The organism is Parabacteroides sp. CAG:2, from assembly GCF_000436315.1.
Taxonomy (GTDB): Bacteria; Bacteroidota; Bacteroidia; order Bacteroidales; family Tannerellaceae; genus Parabacteroides; species Parabacteroides distasonis.
The window spans coordinates 44,596-65,735 of the sequence record NZ_FR885260.1; the positions used below are offsets into that span (position 1 = coordinate 44,596).

A 21,140-nucleotide genomic window follows, 5' to 3' on the forward strand; every position below is an offset into this window, starting at 1 on the left:
TTCTATGGGAAACATGAAAATAATAACCTGTTTACTAACAATCACTTCCTTGGTTCTTACTGCTTGTGGAGGAGGAAGTAATGATATAGAGAAAGCGAAAAGCGTAGCGACCACGGAACATTTAAAGCGATACACCGAGGCCATCTCGCATGACTCCTGCCAAGGCCGTAAACCATTCTCGGAAGGGGCCGACCGTGCGGTGAACTATATCGCTCACCAAATGAAAGAGGTTGGGCTGAAACCCATCAACGGAGATTCTTATCTCCAACAGGTTAATATCATATCCTCACGTACGCAATGCCCGGAGCCGATGGTCTTGAGTACCCCGGAAGGAAAGATCTCATTGGATTGGCTAGAGGGCTATACCGCTTTCTCCGCACGGATCGAGCCGGATATCGATATCGATAACGTAGAGCTGGTGTTCGCCGGATATGGGATCGTTGCGCCGGAATACGGGAAAAACGATTTCGATGGAATCGATAACCCACAGGATAAAGTAGCGGTCGTTATCGTAAATGACCCGGGACTCGGAAGCGACAACACGGATTATTTTAACGGTGATATCATGACCTATTACGGCCGTTGGATGTATAAATTTGAGGAGGGCGCTCGACAGGGATTAAAAGGAGTCTTGATCATCCATGAAGACCGGGGAGCAGGCTACCCTTGGTCGGTCGTACGAGCTTCCGCCCAATCTAAGATGTATGTGGACAGCGACAGCGATGCTTATCATTGCCCGCTAAACGGCTGGATCCAATTCAATGCCGCCAAGCAATTGCTAGCCGATAACGGCTACGACATTGACCAACTAATCGAGCAATCTAAATCGCCGGACTTCAAGCCCTTCTCCTTGAAATCTACGGTAACCGTCTCGATGAGGAACACCTTCAACCGCCAGCAAAGCCCCAACGTAATCGGTTATATTCCCGGTAGCGGGAACACGGATGAGAGTGTTATTTACCTAGGCCATTGGGACCATCTAGGCTATGGAGCACCGATCAACGGCGACAGTATCATCAACGGCGCTACCGATAACGCCGTAGCCATCGCATGGATGCTCGAGATGGCACGTTGTTTCAATGCCTTGAAAGAGAAACCCCGCCGGAATATCGTCTTCCTCTCCCCTACTTGCGAGGAGACCGGATTCCTCGGTACGAAATACTATGTGGAGCACCCGTTGTTCCCGATCGATAAGATAGCCGCCGTAATCAATCTGGATGTCTTCCCGCTATGGGGCGAGAACAACGATGTCACGATCACCGGATACGGCAACTCCGAGCTGGATGATACCCTAGCCGAGCTAGCGAAGAAATACAACCGTTACATCATGCCCGACCCCGACGCTTATAACGGGATGTTCTATCGCTCCGACCATTTCCCTTTCGTACAAAAAGGCATCCCGGCCATGTTCGCCAAAGGCTGGAACGACAACCGCAAACAGGGTAAGGAGTGGGCCAAAGAGCATATCGCACGCTATTGGGCGGAAACTTACCACAAACCGACCGACCAGACCTATCCCGACACGGATGATTACAGTGGTCTGTTACAAGAAGTACAATTATTCTTCGACCTCGGTTATAAACTGGCGCAAGATACCGGATACCCGAAATGGAAGCCGAAGTCCGAATTCGCAAACGTCTTAAAAAGATAAATTGTCTGAAATAGATGATGCCAATATCAGTAAATATAAATACTTTTGCGATCGTTATTCAGGCAGGAATGACGTAAAACAATCAATCAACAATATGGTAAACGAAAATATCACCTCTCTATTGGAGCAGGAAGCGGAAGCGGTTCGCAACATACCCGTTACGCCCGGATATGAGGAAGCGGTATCGCTTATAGTGAAACATGTACACGACCTAGGTGGAAAACTGATCATGAGTGGAATGGGTAAAGCCGGGCAAATCGCCTTGAATATCGCTACCACCTTTAGCTCGACCGGTACGCCTGCCTTCTTCTTGCACCCCAGCGAGGCACAACACGGAGATCTGGGAATCGTATGCAAGAACGATATCATGTTATTGATCTCCAATTCAGGAAAGACACGTGAACTGGTGGAATTGGTAGATCTCACGAGGGGTTTGGTGCCAGACATGAAATTTATCGTTATCACCAGTAACCCGGATAGTCCTCTAGCCGCCGAGGCGAACGTATGCCTGTTGACCGGCGCTCCCAAGGAAGTTTGCCCGTTAGGCCTTACGCCGACTACCTCCACGACCGTCATGACGGTAATAGGCGATATCCTCGTGGTCGGAACCATGAAGCGTATCCATTTCACCAACAAGGATTACGCCAAGCGCCATCACGGGGGCTACTTAGGCTCCAAGAGCCGTGAGCTAAGCAAGAATGAATAACAAACCAGTATATAGTCATGAGAAAAGTCTTTGGTATAGGAGAAACCATCCTCGATATCATTTTTAGGAACGACCAGCCACAGAAGGCCGTTCCCGGTGGTTCCGTTTTCAACGGATTGATATCATTAGGTCGATTGAATGTCCCCGTATCCTTTATCAGCGAGCTGGGCAACGACCGGGTTGGCGACATGATTCGGGATTTCATGGAAGATAACCACATCACGACCGAGTTCGTAGACCGTTTCCCCGATGGAAAAAGTCCTATATCACTCGCTTTTCTGGACGACGATAAGAACGCTAATTATATCTTCTACAAGGATTACCCGGCGCAACGGCTGGAGGTGCCCCTGCCTAAGATCGAGAAAGACGATATTTTCGTGTTTGGCTCTTATTATTCCCTGAACCCGGTCTTGCGGACTCGTATGGTAGAATTTCTGCAATACGCCCAAGAACGGAAAGCGATCATCTATTACGATCCCAATTTCCGCAAGGCACACGCTCATGAGGCGATCCGCCTCATGCCTACCGTACTGGAAAATCTGGAATTCGCCGACATCGTCCGGGGCTCGGACGAGGACTTCCAGAACCTTTATGGCAAGAGCGACGCGCAGGAGGTTTACAAAGAGCATATTCAGTTTTATTGTGATCGTTTCTTAACAACTCACGGGGCAAACGGAGTCAATCTCCACACCCGTAATTTCACACGACATTTCGATTCCCCGCAAATCCAGCCGCTTAGTACCATCGGCGCCGGCGACAATTTTAACGCGGGTATTATCTACGGACTTCTAAAGTATGACGTACGCCATGCCGACCTTCCCTCTCTGGATCAGGATACTTGGGGAAAAATCATCCGCTGCGGAATGGACCTCGCCTCCGAGGTTTGCCAAAGCTATGATAATTATATATCCAAGGAGTTCGCGGCGAAGTATGTTAGTCAGTCTTAAATATCATTAATGAAGAAGCGGGAAAAACTTGTTTTACTATCTTTGTAAGGAAAGCTTATTATAATAGAAGACAATGTTAGGAAAGATTCTCTCTCTATTCGCCAGTGTGATCCTGTTAGTGGGTTGTTCCTCTAACGCACCCGACATACGAGCTATTTGCCTACGTGATGACATCGGAAATTACGTGATAAAATGGGAAACCGATCCGGTAATGGAGGGGATTGTCAAGATGACCGTGTCCGACAACCCGGATCTTTTCACCAACGAGTCCCCGATCATTTACGCCAACATCAAGGATGGCGTAGCTACTTACATCACGAACGATAATATATCACGTAAGTATTTCCGCCTTTCTTTTAATGATAAATACCCACGGATCATCGGGGCACGCTCGGCGGTTATGGATAGCGTACAGAATTTCCGGGATCTAGGCGGTTATACCTCTACAAACGGGAAGACGGTGAAATGGGGCAAGGTATTTCGCTCCGGCGAGTTAAGCAGCTTGAGCGAATGGGACTCCATCCGATTGGATAATCTAGGGATCAAGACCATCATCGACCTCCGTACGAACCAAGAAACCCTCACCGCCCCTATCAAATATACGAAAGCAAATATCCTGCAAATCCCCATCTCGGTCGGCAAGATCGCCGATGCCCCCCAACGTGTTATCGAGGGACGAATGCGGAAAGGAGACGCCGGGGTATATATGGAAGACGAGTACCTGCAATTCGTGACAGATAATACCGATCAGTTCGCCAAGGTACTGGAACAGTTCCAGAACGAGGATAATTACCCCATTCTCATCAGTTGTTCCTACGGAAAGGATCGTACCGGGTTTCTCACCGCCATGTTACTCGCCGCCTTGGATATTCCCCGGGACGCCATCATGGAAGACTACTTGACATCCAATCAATATATCGATACGAGTCATTTAGCTGATATCGTGAAACATCTCTCCACAGACGCCCAAGAAAGCATTACGGTCTTCCTTACGGCCAACGAGGGGCTCATGGACCTAGCTTTCCATAAAATCAAGAAAGAGTACGGTTCCACCGAGAAATATTTGTCGAAAGGATTACGTCTTACTGATAAGAAACGTGAAAGGCTCAAGGACATATTACTTTATTAAGAAAAAGAGCCACCCGGAAAAGATTCACTTACCCGATGGCTCTCGGTAATTCTCCACGTTTATGCCTGTTCTATTTGATAATTAATTGTTGAGTCAGCTTCTTGCCGTTCACAAAAACCAGCACAAAATACCTTCCACTTCTCAATTCCGATACAGGGATTTCAACTATAGGACGATCGAAAGTAAATTGTTTCAACAAGCTTGTTTCCGACCAGATTTGTACTTCATACTCACCTCCATTTTCTGTCGTAAACATAGGTTCCATACGTGGACTAGGCGTATTTACATCATTTAGAGTTAACGTTACTAGGCTGGTGGCAGGGTTCGGTGTCAAAGAAAAGCTATAATTTGAGGAGCAATCCACAGCCTCTACCTCACCAGTAGTTACCCAATCTCCATTCTTGCATCCCAACAAACGAGCTTCCATTGTATACCAACCCGGAGAGAGCATATTAGTCAGATCATTATCACCTTTCGAGGCGGTCCTCGTCATAACCACATTCAACCCCGGATATCTCAGCAACCGAACCTCATAAGAACTCAAATTATAATCAGACTCGATGGTGAAGATATTTCCGGAATGGCTCGTACACCATGTATCGTTTCCATTCACAGTGTTCCGATAGGTGATCATACAAGAGGTATAGCCTCCACTAATTACTTTCCGCTCTTGATTGTGGCTTTCAATACGGCAGGTCCGTTACCGGTAGAAGAGACCGTACAAGAAGTATTGCTTTGCGAGGTTATTCGCAAAGGCCCCGTGCATGACCAAGTAACTGTGGAGTTTGGATAACTTACAGAGAATGTTGAAGAAGAACAGACTTGGTCTGAACCACCGGTGATGGATATGGGATAGTAAGGAAGGAGGAAGTCGAGGAAGGAGGAAGATCGAACATACGCACAATAAGCTCTCTGAGTACTAGGATTTCCATGTACAGTTCCAATTACAACATGTCTCTGTAAAGAAGAATCCCAAATTGTCAATGCTCCACCACTATCACCTTTAGAAGGACTATGCTTACCATCATATGTAATAACAAAACTATTAGCAGCTCCTATAGTAGAATTTGAAACAATAGGAAGATCTACCTTTTTTAAATCATCTGACATTTTCCATTCTTTAAAAGGATCATCAATCACAAGAAAAGTAATCCCCCAACCTGTAACTCGAAGTATATTTCCTACATTATAATAAGAAGCCTTATTAGCTGAAAGAATATCTATAGCTTTTACATTTGTAGAATAAGACAAAGGCCTAGACAATATTAATAAAGCAATATCCAAAGAAGGGTGATAAACAATATTTGAAACAGAATACCAATTCGCACCAATATTTGAATATTTAGAACTACCAACTCCCACTTTAACCTCTTTTGCAGTATATTTTTCCACCACATGAGCAGCTGTTAAAATCAAGTTTGGAGCCAATATAGACCCTCCTCCGTTAAAAACACCTTTCGTTTGAATCGCAACCTGCCAAGGAACCTCTGATATATTGATATTAGATCCCTCCACTATTCGCTGTTGAGCATTTACAGGATAAAACAATATACCCAATAAAACACTAATAATTAAAAAAGTTTTTTCATAATACAATCATATTAAAAAGTTTATTCATTCAATTCTCGAACAGAAAGTACAGAAATATCAATTACTGAGGAATCCGATTTACACAATGGATATCTCTTTCTATCCCCAAAACAAAAGCCTACTTCTAAACGTTTTCCGTAGTGATTTTTATAAGGTATAACTATCTCATCATCACAATAAACTAAAGAATCCTCTAGAATAAGGAATATTCCCTCTGCCTCACAATTTACATTTGTAATAGTAACCTTTCTAATGTGTGGCCAACCAACACAATCAAACTCATCTGCATCAAAGACACTTTGTGTTTTCTCTTCCTTGCATCCCGGCAACAGGAAAAGTAAACTCAAAAAAGCAATAATCATTCTTTCTTTTTTCATAAGCTCTCTATTTTAGATTTATAAACGGTAACAAATCACAGTGCTTGATTCCTCCATCATGGCAACAAGCAGGTTCATCGGGCAAGACAGGCTCAAGACGGCCTTAATATATACAACAAAAAGTCTTTTAACTTTTCATTTATCTTAATCCATAGAAAATCTCCGTTCAGACCGTTTCTAACAAACTGTCACTTTTTGACACATTGTAATCTAAAGCCTCAGAGAATCGAATATTCCGGGACTTAGTACGGCTCGCTCGCAAATAAGGAAGAAATATTTCGCAATCAGCTATTGATTAACAAGATACCGAAAAACGGTCTTTCGCCACCTATCACACTTGGAAAAGGCACTATTTTCCCCCAAAGCACCACTTTATCCCCTTACCCTCCGGCTATATCATAGTATCAAGAAAAAGGACATGTCACGATATACGCCCTATTTCTATCAGAAAGATCAGACAAGAGCTGTTTCGCTAACAAATAAACGACACGGTTCGCATGCGACCGAGGTGCCCACCCTCTCCCAATAGGTAAAAACCATCCGTGGTTCGCTGATTTTTAGCGAATTTAGCATAACAATCCTATAGAATCCGAATTATTTACGTACCTTTGCGGCCACTGAATATTATCATATATACACAATCGCATTTTGAAAACATTTGAAGAATTAGGAGTTGCCGCACCGATATTAAAGGCAATCCAAGAGATGGGCTACGAATCGCCCATGCCCGTACAGGAAGAAGTGATTCCTTTCTTACTGGGAGAAGATAACGACGTAATCGCATTGGCACAAACAGGAACCGGCAAGACAGCCGCTTACGGCCTGCCGATCCTGCAAAAGATCAATGTCTCTCAATATCAGCCTCAAGCGCTTATCCTTTGTCCGACACGCGAGCTTTGCCTACAGATAGCGGACGATTTGAACGATTATTCTAAATACATCGATAACCTGAAGGTTCTCCCTGTATACGGAGGTTCCAGTATAGAGAGCCAGATCAAGACACTGAAGAGAGGCGTACACGTGGTAGTGGCTACCCCGGGACGTTTGATCGACTTGATGAACCGCAAGACGGTTGACTTAAGCAACGTAAAGAACGTCATTCTTGATGAGGCGGACGAGATGTTGAACATGGGTTTCACCGACAGTATCAACGAGATCTTGGCGGCTATACCGGAAAACCGCAATATGCTGCTCTTCTCCGCTACCATGCCGAAAGAGATTGCCTCTATCACCAAGAAATACATGAAGGACCCGAAAGAGATCGTCATTGGCAGGAAGAACGAGGGAAACAAGAATATCCGCGATATCTATTACATGGTTCGTGCGCAGGATAAATATCTCGCGTTGAAACGTCTAGCCGATTATTACCCGAACATCTACGGTATCATCTTCTGCCGTACCCGTAAGGAGACACAGGAGATCGCCGATAAATTGATTCAAGACGGCTATAACGCCGACTCCTTGCACGGCGAGCTGAGCCAAGCGCAACGTGATTACGTGATGCAGAAGTTCCGTATCAAGAATATCCAGTTATTGGTCGCTACGGACGTAGCCGCACGTGGTTTGGACGTGGATGACTTAACCCATGTAATCAATTACGGTCTGCCGGATGAGGTAGAATCTTATACCCACCGCCGCGGACGTACGGGCCGTGCGGGAAAAACGGGTATCGCTATCTCTATCTGCCACGTAAGGGAAAAAGGCAAGATCCGCGAGATCGAACGAATCATTAACAAGAAATTCGATAAAGGCAAGATGCCTACCGGTGAGCAAATCTGTGAGAAGCAATTGTTCAACTTGGTGGACCAGATCGAGAAAGTGAAAGTGAACGAGGAGGAAATCGCTAGTTTGATGCCTTCTATCTACCGTAAATTGGAATGGCTGGATAAGGAAGATATCATCAAGCGTGTCGTATCCTTGGAGTTCAACCGGATGATCGACTATTATAAAGATAACGATGATATCGAGGTTGTAGACGAGAGCGCCCCAAGAGAAAGAGGCAAACGTGGTGGTAGAGGCGAAGCGGAAGAAGGCTACACCCGTTTCTTTATCAACTTTGGAAAGACAGACGAGCTTACACCTCCTCAACTTATAGAGTTGGTTAATAAGTGTGTACCGGGTAAGGTTCGTATCGGTCGTATCGACTTACGTGATAATTTCTCATTCTTCGAGGTAGAAGAGGGAGAAGCCAACCGTGTCATGGACTCGATGAACGGCTTCGAGGTAGACGGACGACGTATCTCCGTAGAACCGGCGCAAGCGAAAGGCGAAGGTGGTAAAGGCAGTCGTGGTAGCCGTGGAGGTAGCCGTAGCGGAAACGGTTTCAGAGACCGACGGGATAGCGGTAGAAAAGGCAGAGATAGCCGTCGGGAAAGCGACCGTGGAGACCGTGGCGGTAGACGTTCCGGCCGTGGCGATGACAAACCGAAGCGTAAATTCTATGAGGACGCTCCTCGTGGAAAGAAAAAACGCAGTAAATAAAAATAGATATTCATAACCCTTCCTAATGAGCTCGGCATCGAACCGGGCTCATTTTTTAATTAAGGTTATAAAGGTCTTAAATTATGCGTACCTACAAAGTTTGTGGTACTTAATTCCTTATTTTTGCCAAAACTGGAAAAAGTCCTGAAGACATGCAAACAGAACTAGTACGTCAGCTAACCATAGAAGATTTATCGCAAAACGCTGTGCTTGACTATATTGATGGAGATATAGCATTTGCCAATCGCCTCCGCCTTCCTCATGTGCCCCATGCCAAGCCTGTCAAGATTGACGCATTAAAATTGTTGATATGCACAAAAGGCACATTGCAAGTAGACGTGAATACCAAGACACGGATAATCCGAGCCAACGAAGTTCTGTGTTGCCTTCCTCTGACCGTACTTCGCAATGCTATCGGTAGTGATGATTTGGAATGCAAGGGGATCGCTATCTCCATGAATATAGTCAGGAGATTAGTCAGCTTGGGTGGTGGCACACGAGACAAGTTTTTTTATCTCGAACAAAACCCAGTCCTGCCAATAGGACAAAAGGGAGCACAAATCTTCGAATTATATCATAAATTAATTGGTTCCAGGATAAAAGCAACAGACAATCCTTATCAGAAAGGGATCATGTCTGCCCTTATCAGCGCTATATTCTATGAGTTGCTAGGTAATTTGGATACATATTGTATATCCAGAAACAACACGATGTTCAAGCAAGGCGATCTTTTATTCAATCGATTTATAGAATTACTATCTAAATCAAAAGTAAAAGTACGCTCCGTCTCTTTCTATGCGGATAAGCTCTTTATCACTACCAAATATCTCTCGGTGATATGTAAACAGGTATGTGGAAAGACAGCTTTCGATATCATTAATGAATTTATCATAGAGGATATCACCGAGCTACTTAAATACTCTGAAAAATCCATTAAGGAAATAGCCAATTATTTGGAGTTTCCCAATCTCTCATATTTCGGGAAATACGTGAAGGCACACACGGGTATGTCGCCTACCCAATACAGAAAGCATCTTATAAATAAGCTATAAAAGCATCTCATACTTTCTTTTTGAGAAACCATACTACAAGATATTACAATCAGAACACTTCACCAGCACATTTGGTATATAAAAATGAGCTATCTCCTTTTAACTTTGCGCGGAATTTTAAAAGGATATACAAATGGTTATGAGTTCAAAATGGATGAGACTAATAGGATTAGTCGGTTTTACGGCAGTATTGGTGTCTTGCAAACAAACACCTCAAGCTCCAATGAATGCCAATTATGCAACAATGAAAATAACAGTAAGTGACAAGAAATTCTCTACCTCTTATTCAGCCACGATCCGTGGACGGCAGGATATCGATATTTATCCACAGGTATCCGGAACTATCGAGCGCCTTTGCGTAACAGAAGGTGAGAAAGTCCGGAAAGGACAAATTCTTTTCGTCATAGACCAAGTACCCTACAAGGCAGCCTTGAATACGGCTATAGCCAACGTTAAATCAGCAAAGGCAGGCTTAGCCACGGCGGAATTAACCTACAACAGCAATAAAGAGCTATATGCCCAGAAAGTAGTATCAGAGTTCAGCCTAAAGACCTCCGAGAACAGTTATCTCACCGCACAAGCAGCTTTGGCACAAGCTGAGGCTCAAGAGACAAACGCCCGCAACAACCTCTCTTATACCGAAGTAAAAAGTCCGAGTGACGGAGTGGTAGGAGCGTTACCCTATCGGGTCGGAGCCTTAGTCAGCGCCAATATTCCACAGCCATTGACTACAGTATCCGACAACTCGAACATGTATGTGTATTTCTCTATGAATGAGAACCAGCTTTTATCCTTGACCCGTCAATATGGTTCCATGGATGACGCACTGAAGAACATGCCGGAAGTAGAACTTAGACTAAATGACAACTCCATCTACGAACATAAAGGAAAGATCGAGTCGATCAGCGGCGTGATCGATCGCCAGACCGGTACGGTAACCGTCCGTTCTGTCTTCCCAAACGAGGCACGCCTACTACATAGCGGAGCCTCTGGAGCGGTAATCATCCCCAGTACATATGAGAATTGTATCGTAATCCCACAGGAAGCGACAATACGTCTACAGGATAAAACAATGGTATATAAAGTAGTGGATGGCAAAGCAGTCTCATCCTTGATCACGGTAGCTGAATTGAACGATGGACGCGAGTATGTCGTATTAGACGGACTGAAAGCCGGTGAAGAAATCGTATCACAAGGAGCCGGATTGGTACGTGAGGGAACACAAGTTAAATAAAAAGAAATCAGTGCATTATGAAAGGGAATATATTTATCAAACGGCCTGTTATGGCTATATCCATTTCCATCCTGATCTTGGTAGTCGGGCTGATTTCGCTTTTCTCGTTACCTGTTGAGCAATATCCGAATATCGCTCCGCCAACAGTAAATGTATCAGCTACCTATACCGGCGCAGATGCCAACGCTGTGATGAACAGTGTCATCATGCCTTTGGAAGAAAGCATCAATGGTGTGGAAAATATGATGTACATCACTTCTACCGCTACAAACGCAGGGACTGCAACTATCGAGGTATTCTTCAAACAGGGAACTGATCCCGACATGGCAGCGGTTAATGTGCAGAACCGAGTCTCTAAGGCACAAGGCTTACTACCGGCCGAGGTAACCAAGATTGGTGTCTCCACTCAAAAACGCCAGACGAGTTTCTTACAGATCGACGCATTAGTCTGTGATGATGGTCGCTACGACCAAACATTCCTTGCCAACTACTTGGACATTAACATTATTCCACAAATCAAACGTATCGAAGGTGTGGGAGATGTGATGATGTTAGGTGATGCTTACAGTATGCGTATTTGGCTCAAGCCGGATCGTATGGCTCAATATGGATTGGTACCATCAGACGTAACTGCCGTACTAGGCGAACAGAACCTGGAAGCTCCAACAGGCCAATTAGGCGAGAACTCACAAAACGTATTCCAATACACGATGAAATACCGCGGACGCCTAAAAGATGTCAACGAATTTAAGGAGATCGTCATCCGATCACAAAATGATGGATCAGTCCTACGGCTAAAGGATATCGCAGATGTAGAGCTCGGAACTTTGACTTATGGATTCGATAATAAAATGGATGGTAAAGCAGCCGTAACCTTCTTGATTTTCCAGACCGCAGGCTCTAACGCTACCGCCGTGAACGAACAGATCACCAACTTGCTGAACGAACTTGAGCAGGATCTGCCGAAAGGAACTTCTTTCATGACTATGATGAGTTCCAATGACTTCCTCTTCGCCTCTATCTATAATGTGGTGGAGACCCTAATCGTCGCAATCATTCTCGTGATCTTAGTGGTTTACTTCTTCTTGCAGGATTTCAAGAGTACGTTAATTCCCTCTATCTCGATCATTGTCTCATTGGTCGGAACCTTCGCTTGCTTGGTTGCGGCAGGATTTAGTATCAACATCTTGACTCTTTTTGCGTTGGTATTGGCTATTGGTACGGTGGTGGATGATGCGATCGTCGTAGTAGAAGCGGTACAGGCGAAATTCGACGTCGGCTATAAGTCGCCCTATCAAGCGACTAAAGATGCCATGGGCGATGTTACCATGGCGATCATTTCTTGTACCTGCGTATTTATGGCAGTGTTCATCCCTGTAACTTTCATGGGAGGTACATCCGGAATTTTCTATACTCAGTTTGGTGTGACCATGGCAACTTCCGTTGGTATCTCCATGATCTCGGCTTTGACACTTTGCCCGGCGCTTTGCGCTATTATGATGCGTCCATCCGATGGCAACAAGAGTACCAAGAGTATCAACGGCCGTGTACGTGCCGCTTATAACGCCTCGTTCAACGCTGTGCTAGAAAAATATAAGAAAGGCGTGATGTTTTTCATCCACCATCGTTGGATGGTATGGGTATCATTAATCGCTACGCTTGTGCTGTTGGTCTGGATGATGATGACCACAAAAACCAGTTTGGTCCCTCAAGAAGACCAAGGTGCGATCATGGTAAACATGTCCATCGCTCCGGGTAGCACGCTAGAAGAAAACAAGCTAATAATGGCCAAAATAGAAAAAATCCTGGAAAGTACGCCAGAGATCGAGCATTATGCCCGCATTGCCGGTTATGGGCTTATCTCCGGACAAGGAGCCTCTTACGGTTCGGTTATCATCCGACTGAAAGACTGGGATGAGCGTAAGGGAAAAGAGCACACCGCCGATGCGGTGATTGCCCGGCTCAACGCACAATTCCATCAAATCAAGGAAGCACAGATCTTTAGTTTCCAAACTAGTATGATCCCGGGTTACGGCATGGGTAACTCCATTGAGTTGAACATGCAGGACAAGACCGGAGGCGATAAGACGATTTTCTATAACTCAGTATTACAATTCCTCGGAGCCTTGAACCAACGCCCGGAAATAGCGATGGCCTATAGCTCTTACGCCATGAACTTCCCGCAGATCTCTGTAGATGTAGATGCCGCCAAATGTAAACGAGCCGGTATCTCGCCCGCTTCCGTATTGGATGTTCTCGGTAGCTATTGCGGTGGTGCCTATATTTCCAACTATAACCAATTCGGTAAAGTGTATCGCGTGATGTTGCAAGCCTCTCCTGAATATCGTCTCGATGAGCAAGCATTAGACAATATGTTCGTACGCAACGGGACGGAGATGGCTCCTATCAGTCAGTTCGTCACTCTTAAGAGGATTATGGGATCAGAAGTGGAGAACCGCTTCAACCTATTCAGTGCCATTACCGTAAACGTGAACCCAGCTCCGGGTTACTCAACGGGAGAGGTGCAGCAAGTAATCAAAGAAGTAGCCAACCAGAGCCTACCTGCCGGTTATGGCTACGAATATGGAGGTATATCGCGTGAAGAGGCAGCATCCGGAGGTACACAGACTATATTCATCTATGCGATCTGTATCCTGTTGATTTTCTTGATTCTCGCATGCCTATACGAAAGTTTCCTAATCCCGTTCGCTGTCATCTTTTCCGTACCTTTCGGATTGATGGGGTCATTCCTCTTCGCTAAGTTATTCGGATTGGAAAACAATATCTATCTACAAACCGGTGTAATTATGTTAATCGGCCTATTGGCAAAAACCGCCATTTTGATTACGGAATATGCCATCGAACGCCGTCGGAAGGGCATGGGTATTATCGAATCAGCCTACTCCGCCGCCCAAGTACGTCTGCGTCCTATCTTGATGACCGTATTGACGATGATCTTCGGTATGCTTCCGTTGATGTTTGCGAGTGGAGCCGGCGCCAACGGTAACTCCTCGTTGGGTACTGGTGTAGTCGGCGGTATGGCTATCGGTACATTGGCCTTGCTTTTCGTTGTACCAGTATTCTACATCGCTTTCGAGTTCTTACAAGAGAAGATCCGCAAGCCGATGGAAGTAGAGGCAGACCTACAGGTATTGCAAGAGCAAGAAAAGAGCGCAAACGAACGCGAGAATCATAAATAAATCGGGAGAATCCCATTAATTACAATTATAGAAAAAGAATGAAACGACATATCATCACACTAGCTGTATCATGCGTTATGTTAAACAGCTGTGGTATATATACAAAATACAAACCGGCTTCTGAGGTTTCCGCAGATCTGTACGGCTCAGAGGCCACCGCTCAAACGGATACTGTATCCTTGGGAGACATGAGCTGGCGGGAGGTCTTCACCGACCCGCAGCTCCAAACACTCATTGAGCATGGCCTGGCAAACAACACAGACTATCGTTCCGCACAACTCCGTGTAGAGGAGGCTGAAGCAGCTTTACTGTCAGCCAAGCTAGCTTTCCTGCCTGCCTTCGCTTTCGCTCCTCAAGGAGCGGTGAGCAGTTTCGACTCCCATAAGGCTACACAGACTTATTCGATTCCGATAACAGCCAGTTGGGAACTGGATATATTTGGTAAAATGCGCAATGCCAAAAAGCAGGCGCAAGCTCTTTACGCACAAAGTCAAGATTATCGGCAAGCGGTACGTACACAGCTAATCGCCGGAATAGCTAATACTTATTATTCCCTGCTTATGCTGGATGCTCAGTTGAAGATCTCAGAGCAAACCGCTTCCTCCTGGAAAGAGACGGTCAATTCCACCCGTGCCTTAATGAATGCAGGCATAGTAAACGAAACAGCTGTTTCCCAAATGGAAGCTACGTACTACAGCATCTGTACATCCATCCTCGACCTGAAAGAACAAATCAATCAGGTAGAGAACAGCCTTGTATTGTTACTGGCTGATACACCTCATACCATACAAAGAGGTGAATTGGAAAACCAGCAACTGCCGAAACATTTCTCAGTAGGCATACCCGTCTATTTATTATCAAACCGCCCTGATGTAAGGGCAGCGGAACATGCTCTGGAAAGTGCATTTTACGCCACTAATCAAGCCCGTTCCGCTTTTTATCCCTCTATTACCCTAAGTGGTTCGGCCGGCTGGACTAACTCGGCAGGTGCAGTCATCACCAATCCGGGTAAGTTTCTGGCCTCGGCAGTAGGCTCACTCACCCAGCCACTTTTTGCCAGAGGACAACTTCTAGGACAACTGAAAATCACCAAAGCGCAACAAGAAGAGGCCCGGTTGAGTTTTGAGCAAGCTTTACTGAACGCAGGAACCGAGGTTAACGATGCTTTGGTGCAATATCATACAGCACGTGACAAGGCTGTGTACTTTGAAAAACAGATAGAGTCTCTCGAAAGAGCCTATAAAAGTACCTCCCTACTTATGCAGCACGGAACGACAACCTATCTAGAAGTACTCACAGCACAACAAGGATTATTAAATGCCCAACTAACCCAAGTGGCTAATCGTTTCACGGAAATCCAAGGGGTTATTAACCTCTATCAAGCCTTAGGCGGAGGACGTGAATAGGCCATTCGTTTTATTCATATTTGAAATAACCTATAGGATTGCCCAGAAAGTGATTTTAGGGCAATCCGCCTTTCTTAGCACGCTCTCACTTTCACCTAATATATAATTTCATGACTTTAGTAGACTTGTTCCGTCTTATACCATGCTTATAGTCGTATCGTATTCAAGAATTAACAAATAAATCGTATATTTACGGTCATAAAAATCTTCTCGGACAATTGATACAAACATTTAAAATACAAGAAAGATGAAAAAACTTTTTACCTATGTAATCATGCTTTACGCCAGCCTATCCGTTTCCGTGGCGCAACAGATCCAGTATCCGGAGCCGGTGTTAAACCCGGAGAGTTGTACGAGTATCATGGTCGGGAAAAAAGCCTCGGCGGATGGTTCCGTGATGACCAGCCACACCTGCGATAGCAATTACCGCACTTGGATGGATATCGTACCTTCCGCCTCGTACGATCACGATACGACAACCACAGTCTATACCGGACGTATGCATACCGAATACGCCGAGGGAACCCGGGGGATGATCGCAAAAGGAACGCTACCCGAAGCGCGGTCTACGTATCAATTCCTCAACACCGCCTATCCCTGCCTCAACGAGAAGCAGTTGGGTATCGGCGAGACAACGATCACCGGCCGGAAAGCCCTTGTCAACAAGAAAGGTATGTTCATGATCGAGGAACTTCAGCGAATCGCCTTGCAACGTTGCACGACCGCCCGTGACGCGATCCGCTTAATGGGCGAGTTGATCGAGAAATACGGATATGGCGACTGGGGCGAGTGCCTTACGATAGCGGATCCGAAAGAGGTATGGCATTTCGAGGTCTTCGGCGAGGGTCCGGATAAGATCGGTGGCGTATGGGCGGCGATCCGCATCCCCGACGATCATGTGGGCGTATCGGCCAATATCCCCCGTATCTCCAAGGTAGATCCGAGCGACAAGGAGAATTGCATGGCTTCCGCCAACGTATTCGAGGTAGCCAAGCGCATGGGCTTCTGGGACGGGAAGAAACCGTTCCGCTTCTGGGAGGCCTATGGCGGCGGGAACTATTCGGGAGAATTGAAATCCTTCAGCATCCGCGAGTTTTTCATTTTGAATAAGCTGGCGCCATCCTTGCATCTTTCTTATGATGCCGAGGAACTTCCGATCAGCGTAAAACCGGAAAAACCGGTTGACGTGACCGACGTGATGGCCCTTCTCTCCGAGACGTATGAGGGGACGGAATATGATATGACGAAGAACCTGAAAGTCGCCGTCAAGAAAAAAGATAGTAACGAGACAGATACCATTATCAGCCCGGTAGCGAATCCGTGGATGACTACGGATATGGTAAACATGTTAAACGGACTCAGACCGGATGCCGTGAAACGCTACCGCCTTGTAGCCGTGCCGCAATGCTCCTACTCTACCGTGATCCAATTGCGTGACTGGCTGCCCGACGCGGTAGGCGGCGTGGTTTGGATGGCCTATGATAATCCCGGACAAAGCCCCCGCATCCCCATCTTCTGTGGGACGAAAGATCTCCCGGCTTGCTTCAAGGTTTGCGGACAGCACCGTTACCGGGAAGATGCCGCCGTATGGGCTTTCCGTCGTGCCAACAAACTCGCCACCGTACGTTGGGGAGCGACTAAAGATCGTATGAAAGCATCTATCGCCCATTTTACGGAGAAAGGGCAGACAGAACTTCCTTTCGTAGAGAGCCGTTACAAAGAGATTCTTACCCAACAAGGTGAGGAGGCCGCAAAAGAATACCTAACCGGATATACCGCCGATTTCGCCGGAGCCACGATGCTACGCTGGAGAGAAATGGGAGACTCATTCTGGACCCAATTCGAAAGAGGCTTCTAATCACCACATCCGATAGTAAAGACGAGGCACGCCCCGTCTCTACAATAATAATATAAACTTAAATTCATATACAATGAGAACATTCATTCTATCATGCGCCTTAGCGTTAGGCTCCTTGAGCACATTCGCCCAAGGCTACCAATTTACGGATGTAGTAAAGGTACCCGCCACGCCAGTCAAGAATCAAGCATCCACGGGAACCTGCTGGTGTTTCGCCACGACCTCTTTCATGGAGTCCGAATTACTCCGTATGGGAAAAGGGACGTACGATCTCTCCGAGATGTTTATCGTCCGCCAGAAATACATGAACCAGTTGCAGGATAATTATGTCCGCCAAGGTAGAGGTAATATCGGTCAAGGAAGTCTCTCCCACACCTTCATGAACGCTTTCAACCAAGTAGGTATCGTTCCCGAAGAGGTGTACTCGGGTATCAACTACGATTCCGACCGGCACAATCATGCCGAGATGGTAAAATACATCAAGGCGATCGCAACGACCGCCGTGGATATGAAAAAACGGAGCCCGGAATATTACAAACTAATCGATAACCTATTCGATACCTACCTAGGCAAGCTTCCGGAGAAATTCACCTATCAAGGCAAGGAATATACCCCGAAGACATTCGCCGCCTCCCTAGGGTTGAATATGGACGATTATATCGAACTGACAAGCTTCACGCATCATCCGTATTACCAGAAATTCGAGGTAGAGGTTCCCGATAACTGGGAGCATGCGCAAATGTATAACCTACCATTGAATGAAATGATGGAAGTAGCGGATTATGCGTTGAATAACGGTTACACGGTATGCTGGGATGGCGACGTGAGCGAGAAAGGCTTCTCTTTCAAGAATGGCGTGGCGATCAACCCGGAGGTAAAGAAGGTGGAAGATTACTCGACTACCGACCGTGCCCGCTTCGAGAAAATGGACGAGAAGGAACGTCTGGAGGAAGTCTACAAATTCGAGAAACCTTTCCCGGAAGTAAACGTCACCCCGCAGGTCCGTCAAGAAGGCTTCGAGGCGTTCGTCACGACCGATGACCATTTGATGCACCTTACCGGCATCGCCAAGGATCAAAACGGCACGAAATATTATATCACGAAGAACTCTTGGGGAACCGAACGTAATACATTCGGCGGTTACCTCAACATGTCAGATAGCTTTGTCCGTGCCAAGACGATTTACATCATGGTGCATAAGGACGCAATACCGAAAGCAATCAAGTCTAAATTAGGCATTTAGTACAATGCCCATCGTAAGGCGCTTACAATAGGCATTCAAAGCACCTTACGATGGGCATTATAAGCTCCTTAGAATGGGCATCCGCGGAAATCACGGATGCCCATCTCTTTTTTCTCTCATCGAACCAGTTTCAACTCCTCAATCAACCTCGGGCATTTACCCCATTTATCGATCATGAAAAGGACATAGCGGATATCTACGCCGATGCAACGTTGCAAATCCGGTTCAAAAGCGATATCACCACTCATCGCCTCCCAGTTACCGTCGAAAGCAAGTCCAATCAAACGGGCGTTCTTATCGAATACCGGGCTACCGGAATTACCACCCGTGATATCATTGTTCGAGAGGAAGCACAGCTGCAATTCCCCTTTTTCATTTGCGTAAGGTCCGAAATCACGGCTACGAACCAGATCCAGTATCTCCGGTTGTACCCAGAACTCATCGCTCGTCGGGTCCTCTTTCTCTAGGATACCTTTATCCGTTGAGTAATAATTGTACCATGCGGCATCATAAGGACGATACCCTCCGATAGAACCATAGCTCAAACGCATCGTGAAATTAGCGTCGGAAGACAAGGCTTTCTCCGGATACATCTCCTTCAAGCCCGCGAAATACAAACGTTCTCCCTTAGCGATATCATACTCCGCATCACCCATCAACTGCTGTAACTGGAAGATAGACACCAATACGGACAAGCTCAGTTCCGCCGCCGGATCTTTTCTCAATTTCTCATATTGCTTCGGATTTCTCAACATCTCGGCGATCTTGTCGTACGACAATAAGGAAGTCTTCTTAAATACATCCGCCGCATATTTCTCATAATTTCCTTTATACTTCTTATCAACGCTCGTATAAATATCCGGCAAGAACTCCGGAGATACACGTTCTTTCGCGATCTTCATCATCGCGGCCAGTACCTTCTGATCCAAAGACGGCTCGTAATCCTTGAAGAACGGTTGGATACGATCCTCTAAAAAGACAGTAATCTCTTCCGGGGTAGCTCCTTCAATATCCACCGATTGCACCATACGGGCCAAACGAATAATCTCCGCTCCACTAGAAAACGCCTCATTCAAATAGGTCAAAGCCTCTCTATATTTATTGGTCGAGGTATATCCTTTTTCCAGCAAATTCAAGACCTCGCCATATTTAGCGCCCCGGGCCTGATCTTTCGCTACCCAATCAGCGAAGGCCGTCTCCTCCGCACGTTTACGTTCGATCACGTTTAGATTCGCCAATCCTTTATTCATACCGATCGAGTTCTTCCAATAATTGGAGCTTCCCGCATACTTAGAGGCATATTTGATACGTACGGCGTCGCTAGCCAACATCGCCTCTTTCCAGATGCCCTGCTTGATGCCACGCACCTCGATACGGGGCTTATTACTATTCTCGATACGCTGTTGCACGCCCCAAGAGCACAAATAACGATCCGTGCTTCCCGGAAAACCGATTGTCATGGCATAATCTTTATCTTGATAGCCTTGCATAGACACCTCCGCTACATATCTCGGGGTATAAGGCTTATTATCCGCATTGTATTCCGCCGGTTTATTATCCGCGTTGGCGTACACACGGAATACGGAAAAATCACCGGTATGCCGAGGCCACATCCAGTTATCCGTATCGCCACCGAACTTACCGATAGAGCTAGGCGGAGCGAAAACCATACGCACGTCACGATAAACATCGTACACTACCAAGAAATATTTATTATTGCTATAGAAAGGAACAACATCAGCCGCTAGGAACTCATTATTTCCCACGGAATCACAAATCACACGACCGATAGAATCAGCCGCCGACAAACGCTGGAACTCATCCTCGATACCGGAGATCTGGCTGTTGATACGATCGCTCACGTCTACGGTCTCTTTCAGGTAACGTACTGTCAAGCCTGGAACCGGAAGTTCTTCCTGTTTACTTTGAGAGACAAAACCATCTTTCAGATAGTCGTGCTCCACACTACTCAACTGCTGGATGGCTCCGAAACCACAATGGTGATTCGTGAAGATCAATCCCTCGTTAGAGACCGTAATACCAGTACATCCCCCACCGAAGATTACCACGGCGTTCGCCACGCAAGGATCCGTCTCACTATACAACTGATCATAGGATGGGGTAAAACCCAACTCGGCCATTCTCGCCAAATTCTGCTTATTTAATTCCTTCAGCACCCACATGCCCTCATCGGCATATAACTGGCCGGAAGCGGCTAAAAGCAACAAAGCCGCCCACACTCTTTTCATCAACTTCATTCTACTCT

15 protein-coding genes are annotated in these 21,140 nt (G+C 46.1%); 11 read left to right on the plus strand and 4 right to left on the minus strand.

What is annotated here, in order from left to right; genetic code table 11:
• Positions 1 to 4 precede the first annotated feature (4 nt).
• The 4 genes from QVP94_RS02005 to QVP94_RS02020 all read left to right on the plus strand — a co-directional run bounded on the left by QVP94_RS02005 (position 5) and on the right by QVP94_RS02020 (position 4,433).
• Positions 5 to 1,651 carry a M20/M25/M40 family metallo-hydrolase gene (locus QVP94_RS02005; RefSeq protein ID WP_022191842.1) on the plus strand — a complete coding sequence of 549 codons (1,647 nt, stop codon included), beginning with the start codon at positions 5 to 7 and terminating at the stop codon, positions 1,649 to 1,651.
• Between the two features lie 94 nt (positions 1,652 to 1,745).
• Positions 1,746 to 2,357 (plus strand): SIS domain-containing protein, encoded by a 612-nt coding sequence (locus QVP94_RS02010; protein ID WP_005860581.1) that lies wholly within the window; start codon positions 1,746 to 1,748, stop codon positions 2,355 to 2,357.
• 17 nt (positions 2,358 to 2,374) lie between these two features.
• Complete coding sequence (locus QVP94_RS02015) at positions 2,375 to 3,304, plus strand: carbohydrate kinase family protein (RefSeq protein ID WP_005860579.1); 930 nt, start codon at positions 2,375 to 2,377, stop codon at positions 3,302 to 3,304.
• 73 nt (positions 3,305 to 3,377) lie between these two features.
• On the plus strand, positions 3,378 to 4,433 hold the full coding sequence (locus tag QVP94_RS02020) for a tyrosine-protein phosphatase (protein WP_005860577.1): 1,056 nt from the start codon (positions 3,378 to 3,380) through the stop codon (positions 4,431 to 4,433).
• Positions 4,434 to 4,503: 70 nt separating this feature from the next.
• On the opposite strand, the gene QVP94_RS02025 is transcribed toward QVP94_RS02020, so the two are convergent.
• The 3 genes from QVP94_RS02025 to QVP94_RS02035 are packed head-to-tail and all read right to left on the minus strand — an operon-like array spanning position 4,504 to position 6,400.
• The gene (locus QVP94_RS02025; protein ID WP_005860575.1) at positions 4,504 to 5,067 is read right to left on the minus strand and encodes a T9SS type A sorting domain-containing protein; all 564 of its coding nucleotides are present in this window, start codon (positions 5,065 to 5,067) and stop codon (positions 4,504 to 4,506) included.
• A gap of 23 nt (positions 5,068 to 5,090) precedes the next feature.
• The gene (locus QVP94_RS02030) at positions 5,091 to 6,029 is read right to left on the minus strand and encodes a S1 family peptidase (RefSeq protein WP_005860573.1); all 939 of its coding nucleotides are present in this window, start codon (positions 6,027 to 6,029) and stop codon (positions 5,091 to 5,093) included.
• Between the two features lie 14 nt (positions 6,030 to 6,043).
• Complete coding sequence (locus tag QVP94_RS02035) at positions 6,044 to 6,400, minus strand: hypothetical protein (protein ID WP_005860571.1); 357 nt, start codon at positions 6,398 to 6,400, stop codon at positions 6,044 to 6,046.
• Positions 6,401 to 7,105: 705 nt separating this feature from the next.
• On the opposite strand from QVP94_RS02035, the gene QVP94_RS02040 reads away from it, so the two are divergent.
• The 7 genes from QVP94_RS02040 to QVP94_RS02070 all read left to right on the plus strand — a co-directional run bounded on the left by QVP94_RS02040 (position 7,106) and on the right by QVP94_RS02070 (position 18,874).
• Positions 7,106 to 8,881, plus strand: coding sequence for a DEAD/DEAH box helicase (locus tag QVP94_RS02040; RefSeq protein ID WP_022191843.1), 1,776 nt, complete (start codon positions 7,106 to 7,108; stop codon positions 8,879 to 8,881).
• 152 nt (positions 8,882 to 9,033) lie between these two features.
• Positions 9,034 to 9,933: a helix-turn-helix domain-containing protein gene (locus QVP94_RS02045; protein ID WP_005860567.1), complete on the plus strand. Its 900-nt coding sequence runs from the start codon at positions 9,034 to 9,036 to the stop codon at positions 9,931 to 9,933.
• A gap of 133 nt (positions 9,934 to 10,066) precedes the next feature.
• Positions 10,067 to 11,167, plus strand: a complete 1,101-nt coding sequence (locus QVP94_RS02050; RefSeq protein ID WP_005860565.1) for an efflux RND transporter periplasmic adaptor subunit — start codon at positions 10,067 to 10,069, stop codon at positions 11,165 to 11,167.
• Positions 11,168 to 11,184: 17 nt separating this feature from the next.
• The gene (locus tag QVP94_RS02055) at positions 11,185 to 14,367 is read left to right on the plus strand and encodes an efflux RND transporter permease subunit (protein WP_005860563.1); all 3,183 of its coding nucleotides are present in this window, start codon (positions 11,185 to 11,187) and stop codon (positions 14,365 to 14,367) included.
• Positions 14,368 to 14,405: 38 nt separating this feature from the next.
• Entirely contained in the window at positions 14,406 to 15,773 is a 1,368-nt protein-coding gene (locus QVP94_RS02060; protein WP_005860561.1) for a TolC family protein, read from the plus strand.
• Between the two features lie 247 nt (positions 15,774 to 16,020).
• Positions 16,021 to 17,631: a dipeptidase gene (locus tag QVP94_RS02065; protein WP_005860559.1), complete on the plus strand. Its 1,611-nt coding sequence runs from the start codon at positions 16,021 to 16,023 to the stop codon at positions 17,629 to 17,631.
• 73 nt (positions 17,632 to 17,704) lie between these two features.
• Positions 17,705 to 18,874 carry a C1 family peptidase gene (locus QVP94_RS02070; protein WP_005860557.1) on the plus strand — a complete coding sequence of 390 codons (1,170 nt, stop codon included), beginning with the start codon at positions 17,705 to 17,707 and terminating at the stop codon, positions 18,872 to 18,874.
• Positions 18,875 to 18,990: 116 nt separating this feature from the next.
• On the opposite strand, the gene dpp7 is transcribed toward QVP94_RS02070, so the two are convergent.
• Positions 18,991 to 21,123 (minus strand): dipeptidyl-peptidase Dpp7, encoded by a 2,133-nt coding sequence (dpp7, locus tag QVP94_RS02075; protein WP_009275523.1) that lies wholly within the window; start codon positions 21,121 to 21,123, stop codon positions 18,991 to 18,993.
• Between the last annotated feature and the right edge of the window lie 17 nt (positions 21,124 to 21,140).

Coding starts and splice junctions, on each gene's coding strand:
- QVP94_RS02070 (WP_005860557.1), top strand. CDS start 17,705: ATGAGAACATTCATTCTATCATGCGCCTTAGCGTTAGGCTCCTTGAGC.
- QVP94_RS02010 (WP_005860581.1), top strand. CDS start 1,746: ATGGTAAACGAAAATATCACCTCTCTATTGGAGCAGGAAGCGGAAGCG.
- QVP94_RS02060 (WP_005860561.1), top strand. CDS start 14,406: ATGAAACGACATATCATCACACTAGCTGTATCATGCGTTATGTTAAAC.
- QVP94_RS02025 (WP_005860575.1), bottom strand. CDS start 5,067: ATGATCACCTATCGGAACACTGTGAATGGAAACGATACATGGTGTACG.
- QVP94_RS02065 (WP_005860559.1), top strand. CDS start 16,021: ATGAAAAAACTTTTTACCTATGTAATCATGCTTTACGCCAGCCTATCC.
- QVP94_RS02005 (WP_022191842.1), top strand. CDS start 5: ATGGGAAACATGAAAATAATAACCTGTTTACTAACAATCACTTCCTTG.
- QVP94_RS02055 (WP_005860563.1), top strand. CDS start 11,185: ATGAAAGGGAATATATTTATCAAACGGCCTGTTATGGCTATATCCATT.
- QVP94_RS02040 (WP_022191843.1), top strand. CDS start 7,106: ATGGGCTACGAATCGCCCATGCCCGTACAGGAAGAAGTGATTCCTTTC.
- QVP94_RS02035 (WP_005860571.1), bottom strand. CDS start 6,400: ATGAAAAAAGAAAGAATGATTATTGCTTTTTTGAGTTTACTTTTCCTG.
- dpp7 (WP_009275523.1), bottom strand. CDS start 21,123: ATGAAAAGAGTGTGGGCGGCTTTGTTGCTTTTAGCCGCTTCCGGCCAG.
- QVP94_RS02050 (WP_005860565.1), top strand. CDS start 10,067: ATGGTTATGAGTTCAAAATGGATGAGACTAATAGGATTAGTCGGTTTT.
- QVP94_RS02015 (WP_005860579.1), top strand. CDS start 2,375: ATGAGAAAAGTCTTTGGTATAGGAGAAACCATCCTCGATATCATTTTT.
- QVP94_RS02045 (WP_005860567.1), top strand. CDS start 9,034: ATGCAAACAGAACTAGTACGTCAGCTAACCATAGAAGATTTATCGCAA.
- QVP94_RS02020 (WP_005860577.1), top strand. CDS start 3,378: ATGTTAGGAAAGATTCTCTCTCTATTCGCCAGTGTGATCCTGTTAGTG.